This is a genomic window from Rhizobium sp. P28RR-XV, assembly GCF_012641385.1.
Taxonomy (GTDB): Bacteria; Pseudomonadota; Alphaproteobacteria; order Rhizobiales; family Rhizobiaceae; genus Rhizobium.
This window is the reverse complement of the sequence record NZ_JABAIG010000021.1, coordinates 42,731-59,699: the sequence shown is the minus strand read 5'-3', so window position 1 is coordinate 59,699 and position 16,969 is coordinate 42,731. Positions and strand designations below refer to the sequence as shown.

General features: G+C 58.8%; 17 protein-coding genes. 9 read left to right on the top strand and 8 right to left on the bottom strand.

The features are described from left to right. Positions 1 to 102: 102 nt before the first annotated feature. From argC to HGP12_RS30775, 7 genes are all read right to left on the bottom strand, one after another. Entirely contained in the window at positions 103 to 1,035 is a 933-nt protein-coding gene (gene argC, locus HGP12_RS30805; protein ID WP_168843736.1) for an N-acetyl-gamma-glutamyl-phosphate reductase, read from the bottom strand. Positions 1,036 to 1,172: 137 nt separating this feature from the next. Continuing rightward, positions 1,173 to 2,126: an agmatinase gene (gene speB / locus HGP12_RS30800; protein ID WP_168843735.1), complete on the bottom strand. Its 954-nt coding sequence runs from the start codon at positions 2,124 to 2,126 to the stop codon at positions 1,173 to 1,175. Continuing rightward, positions 2,107 to 2,484, bottom strand: coding sequence for an antibiotic biosynthesis monooxygenase (locus tag HGP12_RS30795; protein WP_168843734.1), 378 nt, complete (start codon positions 2,482 to 2,484; stop codon positions 2,107 to 2,109). The genes speB and HGP12_RS30795 overlap by 20 nt, the downstream gene beginning before the upstream one ends. A gap of 467 nt (positions 2,485 to 2,951) precedes the next feature. Then, positions 2,952 to 3,419, bottom strand: a complete 468-nt coding sequence (gene rpsI, locus HGP12_RS30790) for a 30S ribosomal protein S9 (protein WP_168843733.1) — start codon at positions 3,417 to 3,419, stop codon at positions 2,952 to 2,954. Positions 3,420 to 3,421: 2 nt separating this feature from the next. Continuing rightward, on the bottom strand, positions 3,422 to 3,886 hold the full coding sequence (gene rplM, locus HGP12_RS30785) for a 50S ribosomal protein L13 (protein ID WP_168843732.1): 465 nt from the start codon (positions 3,884 to 3,886) through the stop codon (positions 3,422 to 3,424). A 237-nt stretch (positions 3,887 to 4,123) separates the two neighbouring features. Further along, on the bottom strand, positions 4,124 to 4,960 hold the full coding sequence (locus HGP12_RS30780; RefSeq protein ID WP_168843731.1) for an EamA family transporter: 837 nt from the start codon (positions 4,958 to 4,960) through the stop codon (positions 4,124 to 4,126). 836 nt (positions 4,961 to 5,796) lie between these two features. Continuing rightward, the gene (locus HGP12_RS30775) at positions 5,797 to 6,123 is read right to left on the bottom strand and encodes a hypothetical protein (RefSeq protein WP_168843730.1); all 327 of its coding nucleotides are present in this window, start codon (positions 6,121 to 6,123) and stop codon (positions 5,797 to 5,799) included. 111 nt (positions 6,124 to 6,234) lie between these two features. Here HGP12_RS30775 and HGP12_RS30770 point away from each other — a divergent pair, with 111 nt between their 5' ends. The 7 genes from HGP12_RS30770 (at position 6,235) to pstB (ending at position 12,657) form a co-directional block, all read left to right on the top strand. Beyond that, on the top strand, positions 6,235 to 6,663 hold the full coding sequence (locus HGP12_RS30770) for a CoA-binding protein (RefSeq protein ID WP_112344184.1): 429 nt from the start codon (positions 6,235 to 6,237) through the stop codon (positions 6,661 to 6,663). A 166-nt stretch (positions 6,664 to 6,829) separates the two neighbouring features. Further along, a complete protein-coding gene (locus tag HGP12_RS30765; RefSeq protein WP_168843729.1) occupies positions 6,830 to 8,113 on the top strand; it encodes an O-acetylhomoserine aminocarboxypropyltransferase in 1,284 nt (427 codons plus the stop codon). A gap of 140 nt (positions 8,114 to 8,253) precedes the next feature. Next, positions 8,254 to 8,598: a cupin domain-containing protein gene (locus tag HGP12_RS30760; RefSeq protein WP_168843728.1), complete on the top strand. Its 345-nt coding sequence runs from the start codon at positions 8,254 to 8,256 to the stop codon at positions 8,596 to 8,598. Between the two features lie 255 nt (positions 8,599 to 8,853). Further along, a complete protein-coding gene (gene pstS, locus HGP12_RS30755; protein WP_168843727.1) occupies positions 8,854 to 9,879 on the top strand; it encodes a phosphate ABC transporter substrate-binding protein PstS in 1,026 nt (341 codons plus the stop codon). Positions 9,880 to 9,954: 75 nt separating this feature from the next. Beyond that, positions 9,955 to 10,926, top strand: a complete 972-nt coding sequence (gene pstC, locus HGP12_RS30750) for a phosphate ABC transporter permease subunit PstC (RefSeq protein WP_168843726.1) — start codon at positions 9,955 to 9,957, stop codon at positions 10,924 to 10,926. Between the two features lie 10 nt (positions 10,927 to 10,936). Continuing rightward, positions 10,937 to 11,791 (top strand): phosphate ABC transporter permease PstA, encoded by an 855-nt coding sequence (gene pstA, locus HGP12_RS30745; RefSeq protein WP_168843725.1) that lies wholly within the window; start codon positions 10,937 to 10,939, stop codon positions 11,789 to 11,791. 107 nt (positions 11,792 to 11,898) lie between these two features. After that, complete coding sequence (gene pstB / locus HGP12_RS30740) at positions 11,899 to 12,657, top strand: phosphate ABC transporter ATP-binding protein PstB (protein ID WP_205926741.1); 759 nt, start codon at positions 11,899 to 11,901, stop codon at positions 12,655 to 12,657. A gap of 126 nt (positions 12,658 to 12,783) precedes the next feature. Here the strand turns inward: pstB and HGP12_RS30735 are convergent, their stop codons facing one another. Further along, on the bottom strand, positions 12,784 to 14,037 hold the full coding sequence (locus tag HGP12_RS30735) for a GGDEF domain-containing protein (RefSeq protein ID WP_312862957.1): 1,254 nt from the start codon (positions 14,035 to 14,037) through the stop codon (positions 12,784 to 12,786). 403 nt (positions 14,038 to 14,440) lie between these two features. Between HGP12_RS30735 and clpP the strand changes: the two genes are divergently transcribed. Together clpP and clpX are read left to right on the top strand one after the other, a co-directional pair. Next, positions 14,441 to 15,073, top strand: a complete 633-nt coding sequence (gene clpP / locus HGP12_RS30730) for an ATP-dependent Clp endopeptidase proteolytic subunit ClpP (protein ID WP_120663582.1) — start codon at positions 14,441 to 14,443, stop codon at positions 15,071 to 15,073. 295 nt (positions 15,074 to 15,368) lie between these two features. Further along, positions 15,369 to 16,646, top strand: a complete 1,278-nt coding sequence (gene clpX / locus HGP12_RS30725; RefSeq protein WP_015339478.1) for an ATP-dependent Clp protease ATP-binding subunit ClpX — start codon at positions 15,369 to 15,371, stop codon at positions 16,644 to 16,646. The last annotated feature ends 323 nt before the right edge of the window (positions 16,647 to 16,969 follow it).

The window sequence follows — 16,969 nt, the reverse complement described above, 5'->3', positions numbered from 1 at the left end:
TTCGCGGGCGCGAAATGGCACTGACATAATAAAAGCCCGGCCCGATCAATCCTTTGAGGACGATCGGACCGGGCATTGGAACTTCGATTTTCCTCGCGCGATTTAGGCGCCGAGCATCAGATCCATGTTCTGCACGGCGGCGCCCGATGCGCCCTTGCCGAGATTGTCGAGCAGTGCCACCAGATTGACCTGTGCGCCACCCGGCGTACCGAAGACGAAGAGCTTCATCGTATCCTGGCCGGCAAGCTCGACGGCATTGACGCGGGGCAGGGCGCGGCTCTCCTCAAGCGAGATAACCTGGACGATATCCTGGCCGGCATAATGGGCCGACAGCGCGGCGTGGATGCTTTCCAGCGTTGCGCCTTCTGCCAGATCGCCGAGATACAGCGGTACCTGGACGATCATGCCCTGCGGGAAGCGTCCGACGGAGGGCGAAAAGATCGGCGCGCGGTCGAGCAGACCATGCGTCGTCATCTCGGGCACATGCTTGTGGGTGAGCGGCAGGCCGTAGAGGAAATGCGGTGCGGTGATCGCATCCGGATGGTCCGGGTTTTCCATCTGCGCAATCATCTGCTTGCCGCCGCCGGTGTAGCCGGAAACGGCATTGACGGTCACGGGATAGCCCGCCGGAATGATGCCCGCGGCGCGTAGCGGCCGGATAAGGCCGATCGCGCCCGTCGGATAGCAGCCGGGATTGGCGACGAAGCGTGCCGCCTTGATCTTGCCGCCTTGATCCTTGTCCATCTCGGCGAAGCCATAGGCCCAGTCGGGATGGATACGGAAAGCCGTCGAGGTATCGATGACGCGGACATTGTTGTTGGCCGCCACCATCTTCACGGCTTCCTTCGACGCATCGTCGGGCAGGCAGAGAATGGCGATGTCGGCGCTGTTCAGCATGTCCTCGCGCATGGCGGCATTGCGCCGCTCTGCTTCCGGAATGGACAGCAGCTCGACATCGCGGCGGTCGGCCATGCGCGTGCGGATCTGCAAGCCCGTGGTTCCGTGTTCGCCATCGATGAAGATTTTCGGTGCCATCTTATTCCTGCTCTTTCAATAGGTTGAGAGTGTTTCCGGACTCAGTTTGCCATGCAGTTGATTCAATTTCATAACGGTCGCTTCGGAGGCTGCAGGACGGCCTTCGAAAACCGTCGTGGATGTCCCGAAATCGAGCGTCAGCGACCGCTCGCACGTCGTTCGGCGTGGAGACCGAGCATATACATCGCCACGGTCGCCCCCGCAATGGCGGTGATGTCGGCGTGATCATAGGCGGGGGAGACCTCGACGACGTCGGCGCCCCGGATGTCGAGCTGATGCAGTCTCTGCAGCACCGACAGGATCTTGGCGCTGGAGGGGCCGCCGGCGACCGGGGTTCCCGTGCCCGGCGCAAAGGCGGGGTCGAGGCAATCGATGTCGAAGGTCAGGTAGGTCGGCGCACCCTTGGTATGGGAGATGATCATCGAAGCGATATCGCCAGCGCTCATCTCCTCGACCTGATGGCCATGGAGAATCTGGATGCCGAAATCGTCGGGCGCATGCGTGCGGATACCGATCTGGAGGGAGCAGTCCGGATCGATCAGTCCGTCGCGCACTGCGCGGGCAACGAAGGAGCCGTGGTCGATGCGTCCGCCATCGTCGAACCAGGTGTCCTGATGGGCGTCGAATTGCACCAACGCCAGCGGGCCATGCTTGGCGACATGCGCCTTCAACAGCGGCCAGGTGATGAAGTGATCGCCACCGAGGGTCAGCAAGAAGGCGCCGCTGTCGAGGATGGTCCTTGCTTGCCGCTCGATCGCCGCCGGCGTGTCCTGATGATTGCCATAGTCGAGCAGGCAGTCGCCATAGTCGACGACGGCCATCTCTGCGAAGAGATCGCGGTTGAAGGGATATTGCGGGTCGTTGTCGAAGATAGCTGAGGCGCGACGCATCGCCTGCGGACCGAAACGCGTTCCCGGCCGGTTGGAGGTCGCGGCGTCGAAGGGAATGCCCCACACCACCGTGTCGACACCATCAAGCGATTTGGTGAAACGGCGGCGCATGAAGGAGAGGGCGCCTGCGAAGGTCGGGTCGCTGGCGGCCGAAGTCAGGCTGGTCGCCGTAAAGGCATGATCAATCGACGTGCTCGGCAAGAGTATCTCCTTTGCTTGCCTGAAAGTCATAGTCTCGTTCTACCCGTGCTATGCGAACCTTATATTGTTCGTACCAACGTTCGCGCCCGAGTTTTTGGGCGGCCAGATGCGCGACGACGTTCTTCCAGGCAAGGATGCTCTCCTCGTCCCGCCAGAAGGAGTTGGTGATGCCGAAGCCATCGGCGCCTCTTGCGCTCTCAAGCCCGAGACAGCCGTCTTGCGCCAGCGCCAACGCTTCCATGCGCTCGCCCATGGCGCCGTAACCATTGTCTCCCTCCGTTCGGATCGAAGCGAAGGAAACGATGTAGTAGGGCGGCTCGGGAGTGACCGCAAAAGGAGATGCTCTGTGCGTGTTCATGGCGTGCCTCAGGGGAGCGAACGGAACTCCGATTCTATGAATCGCAGACAAGTGCGTTGATGCTTATTTGCCCGATGTGGCGGTGCATTGATATGCCTTTTTCACGCAGGCGATCTGCGGTGTCGAGCAATCGGCTCGCCCGTCCGTCACGACACAATAAGAGCAGCTGTCATTGAACTCTCGGCAATTCGGGTTCGCCTGAAGAAAATCCTTCATGCTCTGCATATCCGCCGCCCTTTCGGCTGGCTCGGCCGGTTTGGCATCGTCGCATAGAACCGGCGAGACGCTGACGATCAAGAGCAGAAGCGAAAAGATGAATCTATGCATGGAATTCCCCCGATGCTTGTGGTCGGACTTTGCCACAAAACATGCCTCTTGCCTTGGCGGAACTGCATCTTTTTCCAAAATTGCAAAAGAAAAAGGCCGGGAAACCCCGGCCTTTCCAATGTCCGATCTCGGATAAGCGATTAACGCTTGGAGAACTGGAACGAACGACGTGCCTTTGCGCGGCCGTACTTCTTACGTTCGACGACGCGGCTGTCACGCGTCAGGAAGCCGCCCTTCTTCAGGATCGAGCGCAGGCCCGGTTCGAAGTAGGTCAGCGCCTTGGACAGGCCGTGGCGAACGGCACCGGCCTGGCCGGAAAGGCCGCCGCCGGCAACGGTTGCGATGATGTCGAACTGGCCGTCACGGGCAGCAGCGACGATCGGCTGACGCAGGATCATCTGCAGAACCGGACGGGCGAAGTAAGCCGTGTAGTCCTTGCCGTTGACGATGATCTTGCCGGAGCCGGCCTTGAGCCATACGCGGGCGACGGCGTCCTTGCGCTTGCCGGTCGCGTAGGAGCGGCCGAACGAGTCGACCTTGCGGACGTGAACCGGAGCAGCAACTGCTTCAGACGTGCCGAGATCCTTCAGGGAGGAGAGGTCAGCCATTATCAGGCGCTCCTTACGTTCTTCTTGTTCAGCTTGGCGACGTCGAGGACGGCGGGCTGCTGGGCTTCGTGGGGATGGTTCGAGCCGGCGTAGACACGCAGGTTCTTCATCTGGCGACGGCCGAGCGGGCCGCGGGGAACCATGCGCTCGACGGCCTTTTCAACGACGCGCTCCGGGAAGCGGCCTTCGATGATCTGGCGAGCCGTGCGCTCCTTGATGCCGCCGGCGTAACCGGTGTGCCAGTAGTAAACTTTGTCTTCATACTTCTTGCCGGTGAAGACGACCTTATCGGCATTGATGACGATGACGTTGTCGCCGTCGTCGACGTGCGGCGTGAAGGTAGCCTTATGCTTGCCGCGCAGACGCATTGCGATGATAGAAGCGAGACGGCCAACGACCAGCCCTTCGGCGTCGATGAGAACCCACTTCTTCTCCACCTCTGCAGGCTTCTGGGAGAAGGTTGCCATGTTGCATACTCTCTTTTGGAACCCTTGGCCCGAAGGCGTATGGGCGTTTCTTGTTGCTTGGTTTGACGCGCATGGATGCGTGCCAAAAAGAAAGCAGCCCGGTGAGGCTGCGATCTGTGGCGGCTTATAGAGTGATTAATCGCGAGGGTCAATATTGCAGAATTGGATGCCTTAAAAAAATAGCGATAAAAATCAATAGTTTACTTATGTGGTATAATAAAACCACACATTTTGCCGTCAACCCAGCCGCAAAACCAGCACTCCGGCGGCGATAATTGCGCCGGCAATATAGCGCCAGACGCTGGATCGCTCCTTCAAGACGACGACGGATATGACCAGCGCAAAGAGGATCGACGACTCGCGCAGGGCGGCAACCATTGCCACCGGCGCCTTCGTCATCGCCCACAATGCCAGTCCATACGAGGCGATCGAGCCGCCGCCGCCGATAAGACCGCGCCACCAGTTATAACGGATATGGGCGGCGACCGGCCCGATGCCGCGTTGCGAGATCGCCCAGATAAACAGAAGGACCGGCGGCAGAAGCGCCATCCACAGCGTATATGAGACCGAATTGCCTGAAATCCGTGCGCCGATACCGTCGACATAGGTATAGGTCGCGATGACGACGGCATTGGCAAGCGCAAGAATGATGGCCCTCCGTCCACCCTTTCGTGCCTCGAAGGCCAGCGTCAATATGCCGGCGCAGATCGTCATCGTACCGATCAGCGCGCCGCCCGAGAGCGTCTCCTTGAGGATGAAGCTGCTTGTCGAGACAATGATGAGCGGCGCCACGCCGCGCATCAGCGGATAGACGAGCCCGATGTCCCCAGCGCGATAGGCGGCGGCGACAAGCTGGAAATAGGCAAATTGGAGGATAGCGGAAGCGCCGATGAACGGCCAAGCGGGAGCGGCCGGCAATGGAAGGAACGGCAGCAAGGGCAGGGCCGCAACCGCGCCTCCGGCCGAGACCAGCGCCGCATCGAGCGATTTATCGGTTCCGGCCTTGATGATCGCATTCCACGTCGCATGCAGCAAGGCGCCAAAAAGGACGAGCGCGATAACGTCGAAAGACACGGAAAACCTCAAGAAATGGCGGATCAGGCCCGGATGCTTGGCATTTTGTGGGAGTCAGGCTTTCATATGATCCGCAATACATCAAAAAGCAACGAAATATACTCTGTCATGGAGACTTGCCTCATTTGGCGAAATACGCGCAGTCGGCATTTGGAATGGGTTCTTTCTATGTTCCAAATCCTGCTTTTGCGCATTATAAATAGCTAATTTATTGGGGTATGAAGCGCGAACAAATATCGCATGTCCTGTGAACGCGGGAGTAGCATTAGACATCACTTACTTAAAAACGACAGCGCGCTCCGCTGGCGGAAAGCTTGAGGGAGCCGTGCGGCAGAAAATCGCGGCCAAAAGCCTCACATACCGTCGATCAGATCGCCGAATATAGTGGATAATTCTGCAAATAGGGAAAAATATTTCAATCTGAAATCGCCCTGAATGCAGGGCGAAGTATGGAAAAACTCTCCGGTGCCCCAAGTATAGAGCCGTAAAGAAGACGAATTTCCGGGTATATCTCCGCGCGATCGTGCAAGTTATTCTGTGGAAAATTTATGAAATATCATATTTTTCATGTTCACAATCGGTTCTCATTTCAGACCTCAATCCATAAGTCATTTCTAATTTATATGCGAATAAATAGAGAACAAAGATTGCATTTCCAGAGAACGCAACTTCGTGGTATAGGCGAAATCCATGCAAGCGCTTTGAAAACGGCCTCAAATGGAAGCGCATGACAGGACGCGCAAGGCCGCGATGTCGATAGCATGCCATGCCTCGGACAATCAGTAGTCGTATCGAGCGGCCTCAATCGTCTTCGATAACCAGCCATGAGGCTGCGATCAACGTCGGAAAATCAACTCGTCGTCATCGAGGTCGGTGCTCGGACGGCATGTAAAGACAGGGCAGGAGGCTCGGTCCTTGGTAGGAAGGTAATCCTGATAGGCATAGTAGCCGACATCGCATGAGTCGGCGTTTGAGACATAACGATCATAAAGCGTCATGTTGGGTGTCCTTCTGGCCGGATAGCGCATAATGACCGCACGCTCGCGGTTGATGACGGCTCGCGCTTCGGCGCAGGTCATGGACATGGAATTATATCGAGAAATGGCGAGAGCCGGGGTGGCGACGGAAGCAATTGCCAGGCCCAGCAGCACGATTTTTTTCATCGGAGCAATCCTCCCTAAAGTTGTTATAATACAGTATATACGCGGATATGGTCGCTGCGGTTTCCATATTTGCGAGAAAACGCAAGTGTGATCGAAGTGGGAGGCTTCGTGATGAACCACGACAATTATGACGATTCCTACATTGCCGATATCCTTCTGTCCGTTAGGACCATTGCGCTTGTCGGCGCTTCGCCCAATCCTGCGCGCCCAAGCAACGGCGTGATGGCCTATCTTTTGAACAGGGGCTATCGCGTCATCCCGGTCAATCCCGGGCAGGCAGGCAAGGAAATCCTCGGGCAATGGGTCTATGCGCATCTGGCCGACATTCCGGAGCCCGTCGATATGGTCGACGTTTTCCGGGCGCCCGAATATCTCCGGTCCGTGGTCGAGGAAGCCATCATGATCGACCCCCGGCCTCCGGTCATCTGGGGACAGCTCGGCGTGCGCGACGACGCGGCGGCGGCAAGAGCCGAGGCGGCGGGCCTCAGGGTCGTGATGGACCGTTGCCCGGCCATCGAATACCCGCGTCTGGTCGCCTGATCGGGCAAGGGCGGCTGCCGCCATTCGGCCGATTATCGCGCGAACTCACTGAAATATGGCAAGTTTTTTCCGCGAGCCGGAAAGCACGGCAAAGTTCGCGGTTAACTTTCATATCCCCGCCGCTATGATCGTCCCATCAGAATAGGCTTTGGTGGGAGGGAAGATCATGCCGACGAACAATCCTGGCTTTGACACGCTGGCAATCCATGCGGGCGCGCAGCCGGATCCGACGACCGGCGCCCGCGCGACGCCGATCTACCAGACGACATCCTTTGTCTTTCAGGATGCGGATCACGCGGCTGCTCTGTTCGGATTGCAGCAATTCGGCAATATCTATACCCGGATCATGAACCCGACGCAGGCGGTGCTCGAAGAGCGGGTGGCGGCTCTCGAAGGCGGAACGGCAGCCCTTGCGGTTGCCTCGGGTCACGCGGCGCAGTTGCTGGTCTTCCACGCCATCATGCAGCCGGGCGACAATTTCGTCGCCGCCAAGCGGCTTTACGGCGGTTCGGTCAATCAGTTCGGCCAATCCTTCAAGAATTTCGACTGGCGCGTTCGCTGGGCCGATCCCGCGGATCCCGCCACCTTCGAGGCGCAGATCGACGGGCGCACCCGCGCCGTCTTCATCGAAAGCCTTGCCAATCCGGGCGGCACCTTCGTCGACATTGCCGCGATCGCGGCCATTGCCCACAAGCATGGCCTGCCGCTGATCGTCGACAACACCATGGCAAGCCCCTATCTCATCCGGCCGCTGGAGCATGGCGCCGATATCGTCGTGCATTCGCTGACGAAATTCCTCGGCGGCCATGGCAATTCCATGGGCGGCATCATCGTCGATGGCGGTACGTTCGATTGGTCCGCCTCGGGCAATTATCCCATGCTGTCCTCGCCGCGGCCGGAATATAACGGCATCGTGCTGCATGCGACCTTCGGCAATTTCGCTTTCGCGATCGCCTGCCGCGTCCTCGGTCTGCGCGATCTCGGTCCGGCGATCTCGCCGTTCAACGCCTTTCTGATTCTCACGGGGATCGAGACGTTGCCGCTGCGCATGCAGCGCCACTCCGATAATGCGCTTGCCGTCGCGCGCTGGCTAAAGGGCCAAGAGAAGGTAGCCTGGGTCAATTATGCCGGTGTGGAGGATGATCCGAACCATGTCCTGCAGCAGCGCTATTCGCCAAAGGGAGCCGGCTCCGTCTTCACCTTCGGCCTGAAGGGCGGATACGAAGCGGGCAAGGGGCTGGTGGAGGGGCTGGAACTCTTCTCGCATCTCGCCAATATCGGCGACACGCGTTCGCTCGTCATTCATCCCGCCTCGACGACGCATAAGCAGCTGACAGACGAGCAGAAGGTCGCGGCCGGCGCCGGTCCGGATGTCGTGCGCCTGTCCATCGGCATCGAAGATGTGAAGGACATCATTGCCGACCTGGAGCAGGCCCTGGCAAACGTCTGAAGGCCGGACCGGCAGGAAGCCGAAAAAGCTCATCGGCCTCTTTGATAGCAGCGCATTTCATGCTTGTCTCGGTCCGCGATCGCCAAAGAGTGGTCGCGGATTTTTTTTCGTTGGCGAAGCGCGTTCGACGGGGGACTTAAGTGGCAACCTATCTGCAACTGAATGTCGATGGCGTCGAGCCCGAGGCAGGCGCGCCCGCAGCGGATCGTCTCATTTCGGGAGCCCCGATTTTCCAAACCTGGAACCTCGACGAGGCCGATGGCGGCCTTTATGCCGGTGTCTGGGAAGCGACACCGGGCAAATGGAGGATCGTCTATGACGAATGGGAGTACTTCCACATCCTCTCCGGCTATTCCATTGTGACAGCCGACGACGGTGAGGTCTTTCATCTGCGCGCAGGCGACCGCCTCATCTTAAAGCCGGGCTTCAAGGGTACCTGGGAAGTCATTGAAACGACTCGCAAGGACTATGTGATCCGTCTCTGACGACGTTGTTGAATCAAAACATGAAGTTCGCGTTCGCCTGCTGCCCGGAGCGGCCCGTTCCATGCGGTTCCGCAATGACCGCGATGATTGCCACAGGTTGTGTCACTGCCGCTTCATTAAACTGTCATCAAACTGAAACAATGCGGCATTAGAGCCATCACTGTCGCCAGGAGATTGGGGGGTCATTTAGCATGGGTACCTCGTGCCGATCTTCTGCTCGCCATCCTTTCATTCACTTGAGGAAGTGAGTCTATTATGCTTAACCTGAAAATCCGTTCCCTTTGCCTGACCGCCGGCCTGGTTGCCGCCATGGCTGCTTCGGCCTCGGCTGCCGACATTACGGGCGCCGGCTCGAGCTTCATTGCGCCGGTTCTGTCCAAGTGGGCCGAAGGCTACAAGGCTGCGACGAACAATGTCGTCAACTATCAGTCGGTCGGTTCGGGCGCCGGCATCAAGCAGCTCCTCGACAAGACCATCGTATTCGGCGCTTCGGACAAGCCGATGAGCGACGCTGACCTCGAGAAGAACGGCATTGCCCAGTTCCCGATGATCTCCGGCGGCATCGTCGTTTCCTATAACATCGAAGGCGTAAAGCCGGGCGAACTCGTTCTCGACGGCAAGACTCTGTCCGACATCTTCCTCGGCAAGATCACCAAGTGGGACGACGCTGCCATCAAGGCGCTGAACGCCGACGTGAAGCTGCCTTCCACGCCCATCTCCGTCGTTTATCGCGCCGACAGCTCGGGCACGACCTTCAACTTCACCGATTACCTGGCGAAGGTTTCGCCGGAGTGGAAGGAAAAGGTTGGTTCGAACACGGCAGTTGAATGGCCGGTCGGCTTCGGTGCCAAGGGTTCCGAAGGCGTTTCCACCACCGTCAACCAGACGGCTGGTTCGATCTCCTACGTTGAATATTCCTACGTCGTCGCCAACCACATCGGTTTCGCGAAGATGAAGAACGCCGCAGGCAAGGTTATCGAGCCGAGCCTCGAGACGTTCAAGGCTGCAGCTTCCAACGCCGATTGGGCCAATGCCAAGAACTTCAACCTGATCATCACCAATCAGCCGGGCGAAAAGAGCTGGCCGATTGCAGCTTCGACCTGGGTTCTGCTCTACAAGAAGCCTGCCGATGCTGCTAAGAACGAAGAAGCGCTGAAGTTCTTCAAGTGGTCCTATGAGCACGGTCAGAAGGACGCGACCGCTCTGTCGTATCTCGCGATCCCGGAAAATGTTGCCGAGGTTGTCGAGAAGTCCTGGAAGAAGGACTTTGGTACGAAGTAATTTGTGCTGAATGAAAAGTTGCGGCGGACAGGGTATGGCCCTGTCCGCCTTTCGTGACAGGACAAGGGGAAATCGATGGCTGACGCGACCCAGACGGCTGGCTTCCAGGCTGTGGATACCACCGCCATGACCAGAAAATTCCGGACACAGGATCGGATTTTCTATTTTATGACGCTTGGCTCGGCCACTCTCGTCGTGCTTCTGCTGCTGGCAATCCTTGCGGTTCTTGTCATTGATGCCTTGCCCACCTTCCAGACTTTCGGGTTTTCGTTCCTCTGGGGCACGAAATGGAGTGCTCCCGCCGATATCTATGGTGCTATTCCTGCCGTGGTCGGCACGCTGGTGAGCTCGTTCATCGCCATGCTGATTGCCATTCCCTTGGGCATCGGCATCGCCATCTTCCTCACGGAACTTTGCCCCGGCAGCCTGCGGCGGCCGATCAGTACCGCCATCGAGCTTCTGGCCGGCGTTCCCTCTATTATTTACGGCATCGTCGGTCTGTTCATTCTCGTGCCGCTGATGCAGACCTATATCCTGCCCTTCCTTATCATGACGATCGGCCAGGTGCCGTTGATCGGCCTGCTGTTCCAGCCGCCGGCGCCGGGCGTCGGCCTGTTGACGGCAAGCCTCGTGCTCGCCGTCATGATCCTGCCGTTCATCACCGCGATCTCCCGCGACGTGTTCAGCACCGTGCCGCCGATGTTGCGTGAATCCGCTTACGGCATGGGCATGACCACATGGGAAGTGGCCCGTCACATCCTGATCCCCTATACGCGTCGCGGCCTCGTCGGCGGTATCATGCTCGGCCTCGGCCGCGCGCTTGGCGAAACCATGGCCGTCACCTTCGTCGTAGGCTCGGTGAGCCGCCTGCAATCGTCGATCATCTCACCGTCCACCACCATTTCCGCTCAGATCGCGAACAACTTCGGCGATGCCGACGGTCTGCAATTGTCGAGCCTAATTGCGCTCGGCCTGCTTCTGTTCGTCCTTTCCTTCTGCGTGCTTGCAGCGGCGCGCTGGATGATCGGCCGCGGCGACTCGCTCTGAGGAAAAAACCATGGAAAATGCAATTCGTCAGAATCTCGTCTCGAGGCGCTATACGAAGAACCGGGTAATGATGGCCTTGTCCTTCATTGCGGCCATCCTCGGCATATTCTTTCTCAGTGTGATCCTCGTGACCCTGCTTTATCGCGGTGTGACGGCGCTCAGCCTCGACGTGTTCACCATGTCGATCCCGGCCCAGGGCTCGCGCGGTGGCCTGATCAACGCAATCTACGGCACCCTTCTGGTTACCGGCCTTGCCATTGTGATCGCCGCTCCAATCGGCATTCTCGCCGCCACCTATCTGGTGGAATATGCGAACGGCACCAAGCTTGCCGAGGCTGCCAAATTCATCAACGATATCCTGCTGTCCGCACCTTCGATCATCGTCGGCGTGTTCGTCTACGGCGCCGTGGTCGTGCCCATGCACGGTAACTCTGCCATTGCCGGCATTCTCGCGCTGGCGCTGATCGCCCTTCCGGTCGTCAACCGCACGACGCAGGATATGCTGTTGCTGGTGCCAAACGCACTTCGCGAGGCGACCGCCGCGCTCGGCGCGCCGCGCTGGAAGTCCATGACGATGGTGATCTATCGCTCCGCCTGGACGGGCATCCTGACCGGCATACTGCTGGCCATCGCCCGTATCAGCGGCGAAACCGCGCCGCTTCTCTTCACGGCCGGTTATAGCAAATTCATGAATACGAGCCTGACCGGTCCAATCGCCACGCTGCCGGTTGCCATCAACACGCTCGCAGCCGATGCAGGCGAGGATCTCAAACAACTGGCCTGGGCCGGCGCGCTGATCATCACCGTTGCCATCCTTGCCCTCAACATCCTTGCCCGTGTCTTGAGTGGGCGCCGCCACCAGTGACGCAGCCGCCGAACGATAGGAATGAGACCATGAACATGAGCGACAACAATTTCCAGAGCGTCAACGCACAGCCGGGGAAAGACGCCGTTTCCCAGTCAGATCTCGGCATGCTCGCGAAACTTGAGGTGAAGAACCTCGATTTTACCTATCAGAACGGCCATCGCGTTCTGAAGAGTGTGAATATGAACATCCGCAAAAATGCGGTCACCGCCTTCATCGGCCCTTCGGGTTGCGGCAAGTCCACGCTGTTGCGTACCTTCAACCGGATGTATGATCTCTATCCGGGCCAGACGGTTGCGGGCGAGATTCTGCTGGACGGCCGCAATATTCTCACCAAGGACGTCGATCTGAACGATTTGCGCGCCAAGGTTGGCATGGTGTTCCAGAAGCCCACGCCGTTCCCGATGTCGATCTATGAAAACGTCGCTTTCGGCATTCGCCTCTATGAGAAGATTTCCAAGGCGGAAATGGACGTCCGTGTCGAAGCGGCGCTGACGGAAACAGCTCTGTGGAGCGAAGTGAAGGAAAAGCTGCACCAGAGCGGACTTGGCCTTTCCGGCGGCCAGCAGCAGCGCCTCTGTATTGCCCGCGCCATTGCCATTCGCCCCGAAGTCCTGCTGCTTGACGAGCCGACCTCGGCTCTGGACCCGATCTCGACCGCCAAGGTCGAGGAGCTGGTCTCGCAGCTGAAGGGCGATTTCACGATCGTCATCGTCACGCACAACATGCAGCAGGCAAGCCGCATCTCCGACAGCACCGCCTTCATGTATCTTGGCGAACTGATCGAATACGGCGCGACCGAGCAGATCTTCCAGGCGCCGAAGGTCAAGCGCACGGAAGACTATATCACCGGTCGTTACGGCTGATACGGCCGGAGATAGCCGCACAATTTGTGAAGGCGCGCTGCGTTTGACGGTAGCTGCTTTGCTGGAGGACGGTGCGATCGGGTCATACCAAAAGCCTGTCGAATGGAACCGTACCGGGTAAGCCGTTCACATCCTGGCGAGCGTGCCCATGCGTCTCAGCGCGTATATCTGATCGTCGAGGGTCGGTACGAGTTCGCCGTCGTCGGCGCCCGGCGCTGTTTCGACCTCCTTCGCAGTTTCCAGTTCGTTGAAGACGATGGTGCGGTTCCGGCCGGCGCGCTTGGCGGCATAAAGCGCGCGATCCGCGAACGAGACCAGGCGATCCCAGCTGACGGTGTCGCGCGGCATGATCGAAACGCCGATGCTGACGGTTGCCGGCACCAACGTGCGTCCGGCAAGTAGCGGCACACGGCAGAAATCGGCGCGGATGGTTTCCGCCAGCGCTTCCGCCTGGGATTGATCGTCTATGGGAACGAAGGCGACGAACTCTTCCCCGCCCATCCGGCCGAACGCGCCGCTGCGTGGCACGAATTGACGGGCGATACGGGCAAATTCGACCAGAACAGCATCGCCCGTCTGGTGACCGTGACGATCGTTGATCTTCTTGAAGTGGTCGAGGTCGAACAGCAGCGCGGCGAGTTTCTGCGGCTGCTGCTGTCCTTCTCCCGCAAGGATGTCATAGCTTTCCTGTAACCCGCGGCGGTTCAGAACTCCCGTCAGCGTGTCGGTGATGGAAATCGCCCGCCAGCGACGCTCGGCGCGCTCCATCAGCAACTTGCCGTTCAGAACGACGGCGACGATGATGAGCAGTCCATAGCCGAGCGCCATGTAGCCGCGATAGATCATGGCCTCTTCCAGCGAGGGGCCCACGAGCACCATCCAAATAGCCGAGCCGAAACAGAAACAGGCGAGTGCCACGAAGACGATGCCGAGCTGCCCGCGCGCCGGTTCGCGGCGGCCATCGGCCGGATGGACCGCAAAGGCGAGCAAGGTCGCGCCGACGGCACCGGCAAGATCGTAGACGATGATGCGATTGGCAAAGTTGCCGCCGACCCATGGCAGGCTGACACCGATCACCCATATGGCAGGGGGCAGGAGTGCGGACCATTCCAGCTTGCGCTTGTCCATCAGGCGGAACCCGGCGATCCATGCGCTTTCGCCGAGCAGCGCCACGGCATTGCCGATCCGGATCGACCATATGTCGGGAACGACGCCGCGAGCCGCCACCAGGGCAAACCCGACCGCGCTGACGGTAAATCCGATGGCCCAGATCAGGTAGGCGGGCGACTTGCGATCGTGCCTCCAGGCGAAAAGCAATACGGTCGCCAGGGTGATGGCTTCCGAGCACCAGATGGTCAGACCCGTGGTCATGTTCAGCACGATGGGTGTTTCTCCGCTGCCTTCGGACCGTCGGCATAGACAGCGCAACGATTTTCGCGATTGGTCCATCCTCGCCGAATAAGATGGTAAGTTCGTTAAATGAGTTGGTAAATTTTGCTTGTGTCTCCGATCTCCGCCTGATCGCCATGGCTTTCATGCTTCCTTCACCTTGCGGGTGGGAAATGCAGTGGGTAGCCAATGGCGCGACGCCATGGCGTCTTGGCATTCCAGGCGCGGTGTTTAGAAATGCTTTGTCAACGCCTCCTCGGGCATTACTGCTTTTTGACGATATGCTTTTGCGCGTCTTGAAGTGAAGGGCAGGGACACTCTATGTAGGAGTAAAGGATTTTTACTCCGATTCCCGGCGTTTCCGTCGCCGGGGCAAGTTTGATAAAGGACGCACATGAGAAATCCAGTCGATACAGCTATGGCTCTGGTGCCGATGGTTGTTGAGCAGACCAACCGTGGGGAACGGTCTTACGACATCTATTCCCGCCTGCTGAAGGAACGCATCATTTTCCTGACCGGGCCGGTTGAAGACCATATGGCGACGTTGGTGTGCGCCCAGCTTCTCTTCCTCGAGGCCGAAAACCCGAAGAAGGAAATCGCGCTCTACATCAATTCGCCGGGCGGTGTCGTGACCGCCGGAATGGCGATCTACGATACGATGCAGTTCATCAAGCCGGCCGTTTCGACGCTTTGCATCGGCCAGGCGGCGTCCATGGGCTCGCTGCTGCTTGCTGCCGGCGACAAGGACATGCGTTTCGCAACGCCGAATTCCCGCATCATGGTTCACCAGCCCTCGGGCGGGTTCCAGGGCCAGGCTTCGGATATCGAGCGCCATGCGCGCGACATCATCAAGATGAAGCGCCGCCTGAACGAAGTTTATGTCAAGCATTGCGGTCGGACCTACGAGGAAGTCGAGCAGACGCTCGATCGTGACCATTTCATGTCCTCCGACGAGGCCAAGGAATGGGGTCTTATCGACAAGGTGCTGACGTCGCGTACCGAAATGGAAGGTGAAAGCGCCTCGTGATTTATCCACGAGGCGGTGACTTCTACGCCACAGTTCTATCCCATTTGTGATCGAATAGGGGTTTAATGTGGAGCGGAACGCGGTAATAGTAAGATTCATGCTATGTAGCGTTTTTGTGACATGGCATTCGGCATTCGAAGGGGGATCGTTGCCACGCAGTTCCGGTCGTTGACTGGTCTGCGTTCAGTACCCTGAAGGGCGCCGCGATCTGCAAACGAGGGGCAGGTCCGGCGGGCGCATTGAGTGGACCGCGATTTCGATCTGGAAATTGGCGGCGTGCTGGAAGGAAAGTGATATGAGCAAAGTCAGCGGCAGCAACGGCGGCGACTCCAAGAACACGCTTTATTGTTCGTTCTGCGGTAAGAGCCAGCATGAAGTCCGGAAGCTGATTGCCGGACCGACCGTCTTCATCTGCGACGAGTGCGTCGAGCTATGCATGGACATCATCCGCGAGGAAAACAAATCCTCGATGGTCAAGTCCCGTGACGGCGTTCCGACTCCGCAGGACATCATCAAGGTTCTCGACGAATACGTCATCGGCCAGCGGCAGGCGAAGAAGATCCTCTCCGTTGCCGTTCACAACCATTACAAGCGTCTCGCACACGCATCGAAGAACGGCGACGTCGAGCTGGCGAAGTCGAACATCATGCTCGTCGGCCCGACCGGTTGCGGCAAGACCTATCTGGCTCAGACGCTCGCGCGCATCATCGACGTGCCCTTCACCATGGCCGACGCGACGACGCTGACCGAAGCGGGCTACGTCGGCGAAGACGTCGAAAACATCATCCTCAAGCTGCTGCAGGCCGCCGATTACAACGTTGAGCGCGCACAGCGCGGCATCGTCTACATCGACGAAGTCGACAAGATTTCCCGCAAGTCGGACAATCCGTCGATCACGCGCGACGTTTCGGGCGAGGGCGTGCAGCAGGCGCTCCTGAAGATCATGGAAGGTACCGTGGCTTCTGTTCCCCCGCAGGGCGGTCGCAAGCATCCGCAGCAGGAATTCCTGCAGGTGGATACGACCAACATCCTCTTCATCTGCGGCGGCGCCTTCGCAGGCCTCGACAAGATCATCTCCGCCCGCGGCGAGAAGACCTCGATCGGCTTCGGCGCGACCGTCAAGGCGCCGGACGATCGTCGCGTCGGTGAAGTGCTGCGCGAGCTGGAGCCGGAAGATCTGGTGAAGTTCGGCCTGATCCCGGAATTCATCGGCCGTCTACCCGTTCTGGCGACGCTCGAAGACCTGGATGCGGATGCACTGATCCAGATCCTGTCGGAGCCGAAGAACGCGCTCGTCAAGCAGTACCAGCGTCTGTTCGAGATGGAAGACGTCGAGCTGACCTTCCACGAGGATGCGCTGCGCGAGATCGCCCGCCGGGCGATCGTCCGCAAGACGGGCGCTCGCGGTCTACGCTCGATCATGGAGAAGATCCTGCTCGACACCATGTTCGAGCTGCCGGCGCTGGAAGGCGTGCGCGAAGTGGTCATTTCCGAGGAAGTGGTCCGCGGCTCTGCCCGCCCGCTTTACATCTATGCCGATCGGCAGGAAGAAAAGGCCAACGCAACGGCCTGATGTCCGTATCTGCGATCACGAATCGGGGGCTCGTCGTCGACGGGCCCCTTTCTGTTTGAAAAATCGTGCAGTTTGCTGATAAAGTCTTGGATAAGCTTATGGGAACGCGGTCGAAACCGGTTGTGAAGAGCCCCTGCTGCAGCCATCATGGAGTGATTCTGGAGCATCTGGCGAGTTGGGCACGAGCCCGGTGTTTTTCTTCGGATTCCGCTTCGCCGGCATTTGTTTGAGTGGCCGGGCTTCGGTGTTTGTTGTTGCGTTCCTCCTCGTGAATAGACGGGGCTGCTGTCTGACGGCGGCGCGTCCCGCGTGACTTGAAATAG

Bases quoted from the DNA above. Each gene is read 5' to 3' on its own strand.
- argC (WP_168843736.1), bottom strand. From the start codon at position 1,035: ATGGCACCGAAAATCTTCATCGATGGCGAACACGGAACCACGGGCTTG.
- HGP12_RS30795 (WP_168843734.1), bottom strand. From the start codon at position 2,484: ATGAACACGCACAGAGCATCTCCTTTTGCGGTCACTCCCGAGCCGCCC.
- rpsI (WP_168843733.1), bottom strand. From the start codon at position 3,419: ATGGCTGACCTCTCCTCCCTGAAGGATCTCGGCACGTCTGAAGCAGTT.
- rplM (WP_168843732.1), bottom strand. From the start codon at position 3,886: ATGGCAACCTTCTCCCAGAAGCCTGCAGAGGTGGAGAAGAAGTGGGTT.
- HGP12_RS30775 (WP_168843730.1), bottom strand. From the start codon at position 6,123: ATGAAAAAAATCGTGCTGCTGGGCCTGGCAATTGCTTCCGTCGCCACC.
- HGP12_RS30770 (WP_112344184.1), top strand. From the start codon at position 6,235: ATGAACCACGACAATTATGACGATTCCTACATTGCCGATATCCTTCTG.
- HGP12_RS30765 (WP_168843729.1), top strand. From the start codon at position 6,830: ATGCCGACGAACAATCCTGGCTTTGACACGCTGGCAATCCATGCGGGC.
- pstS (WP_168843727.1), top strand. From the start codon at position 8,854: ATGCTTAACCTGAAAATCCGTTCCCTTTGCCTGACCGCCGGCCTGGTT.
- pstC (WP_168843726.1), top strand. From the start codon at position 9,955: ATGGCTGACGCGACCCAGACGGCTGGCTTCCAGGCTGTGGATACCACC.
- pstA (WP_168843725.1), top strand. From the start codon at position 10,937: ATGGAAAATGCAATTCGTCAGAATCTCGTCTCGAGGCGCTATACGAAG.
- pstB (WP_205926741.1), top strand. From the start codon at position 11,899: ATGCTCGCGAAACTTGAGGTGAAGAACCTCGATTTTACCTATCAGAAC.
- clpP (WP_120663582.1), top strand. From the start codon at position 14,441: ATGAGAAATCCAGTCGATACAGCTATGGCTCTGGTGCCGATGGTTGTT.
- clpX (WP_015339478.1), top strand. From the start codon at position 15,369: ATGAGCAAAGTCAGCGGCAGCAACGGCGGCGACTCCAAGAACACGCTT.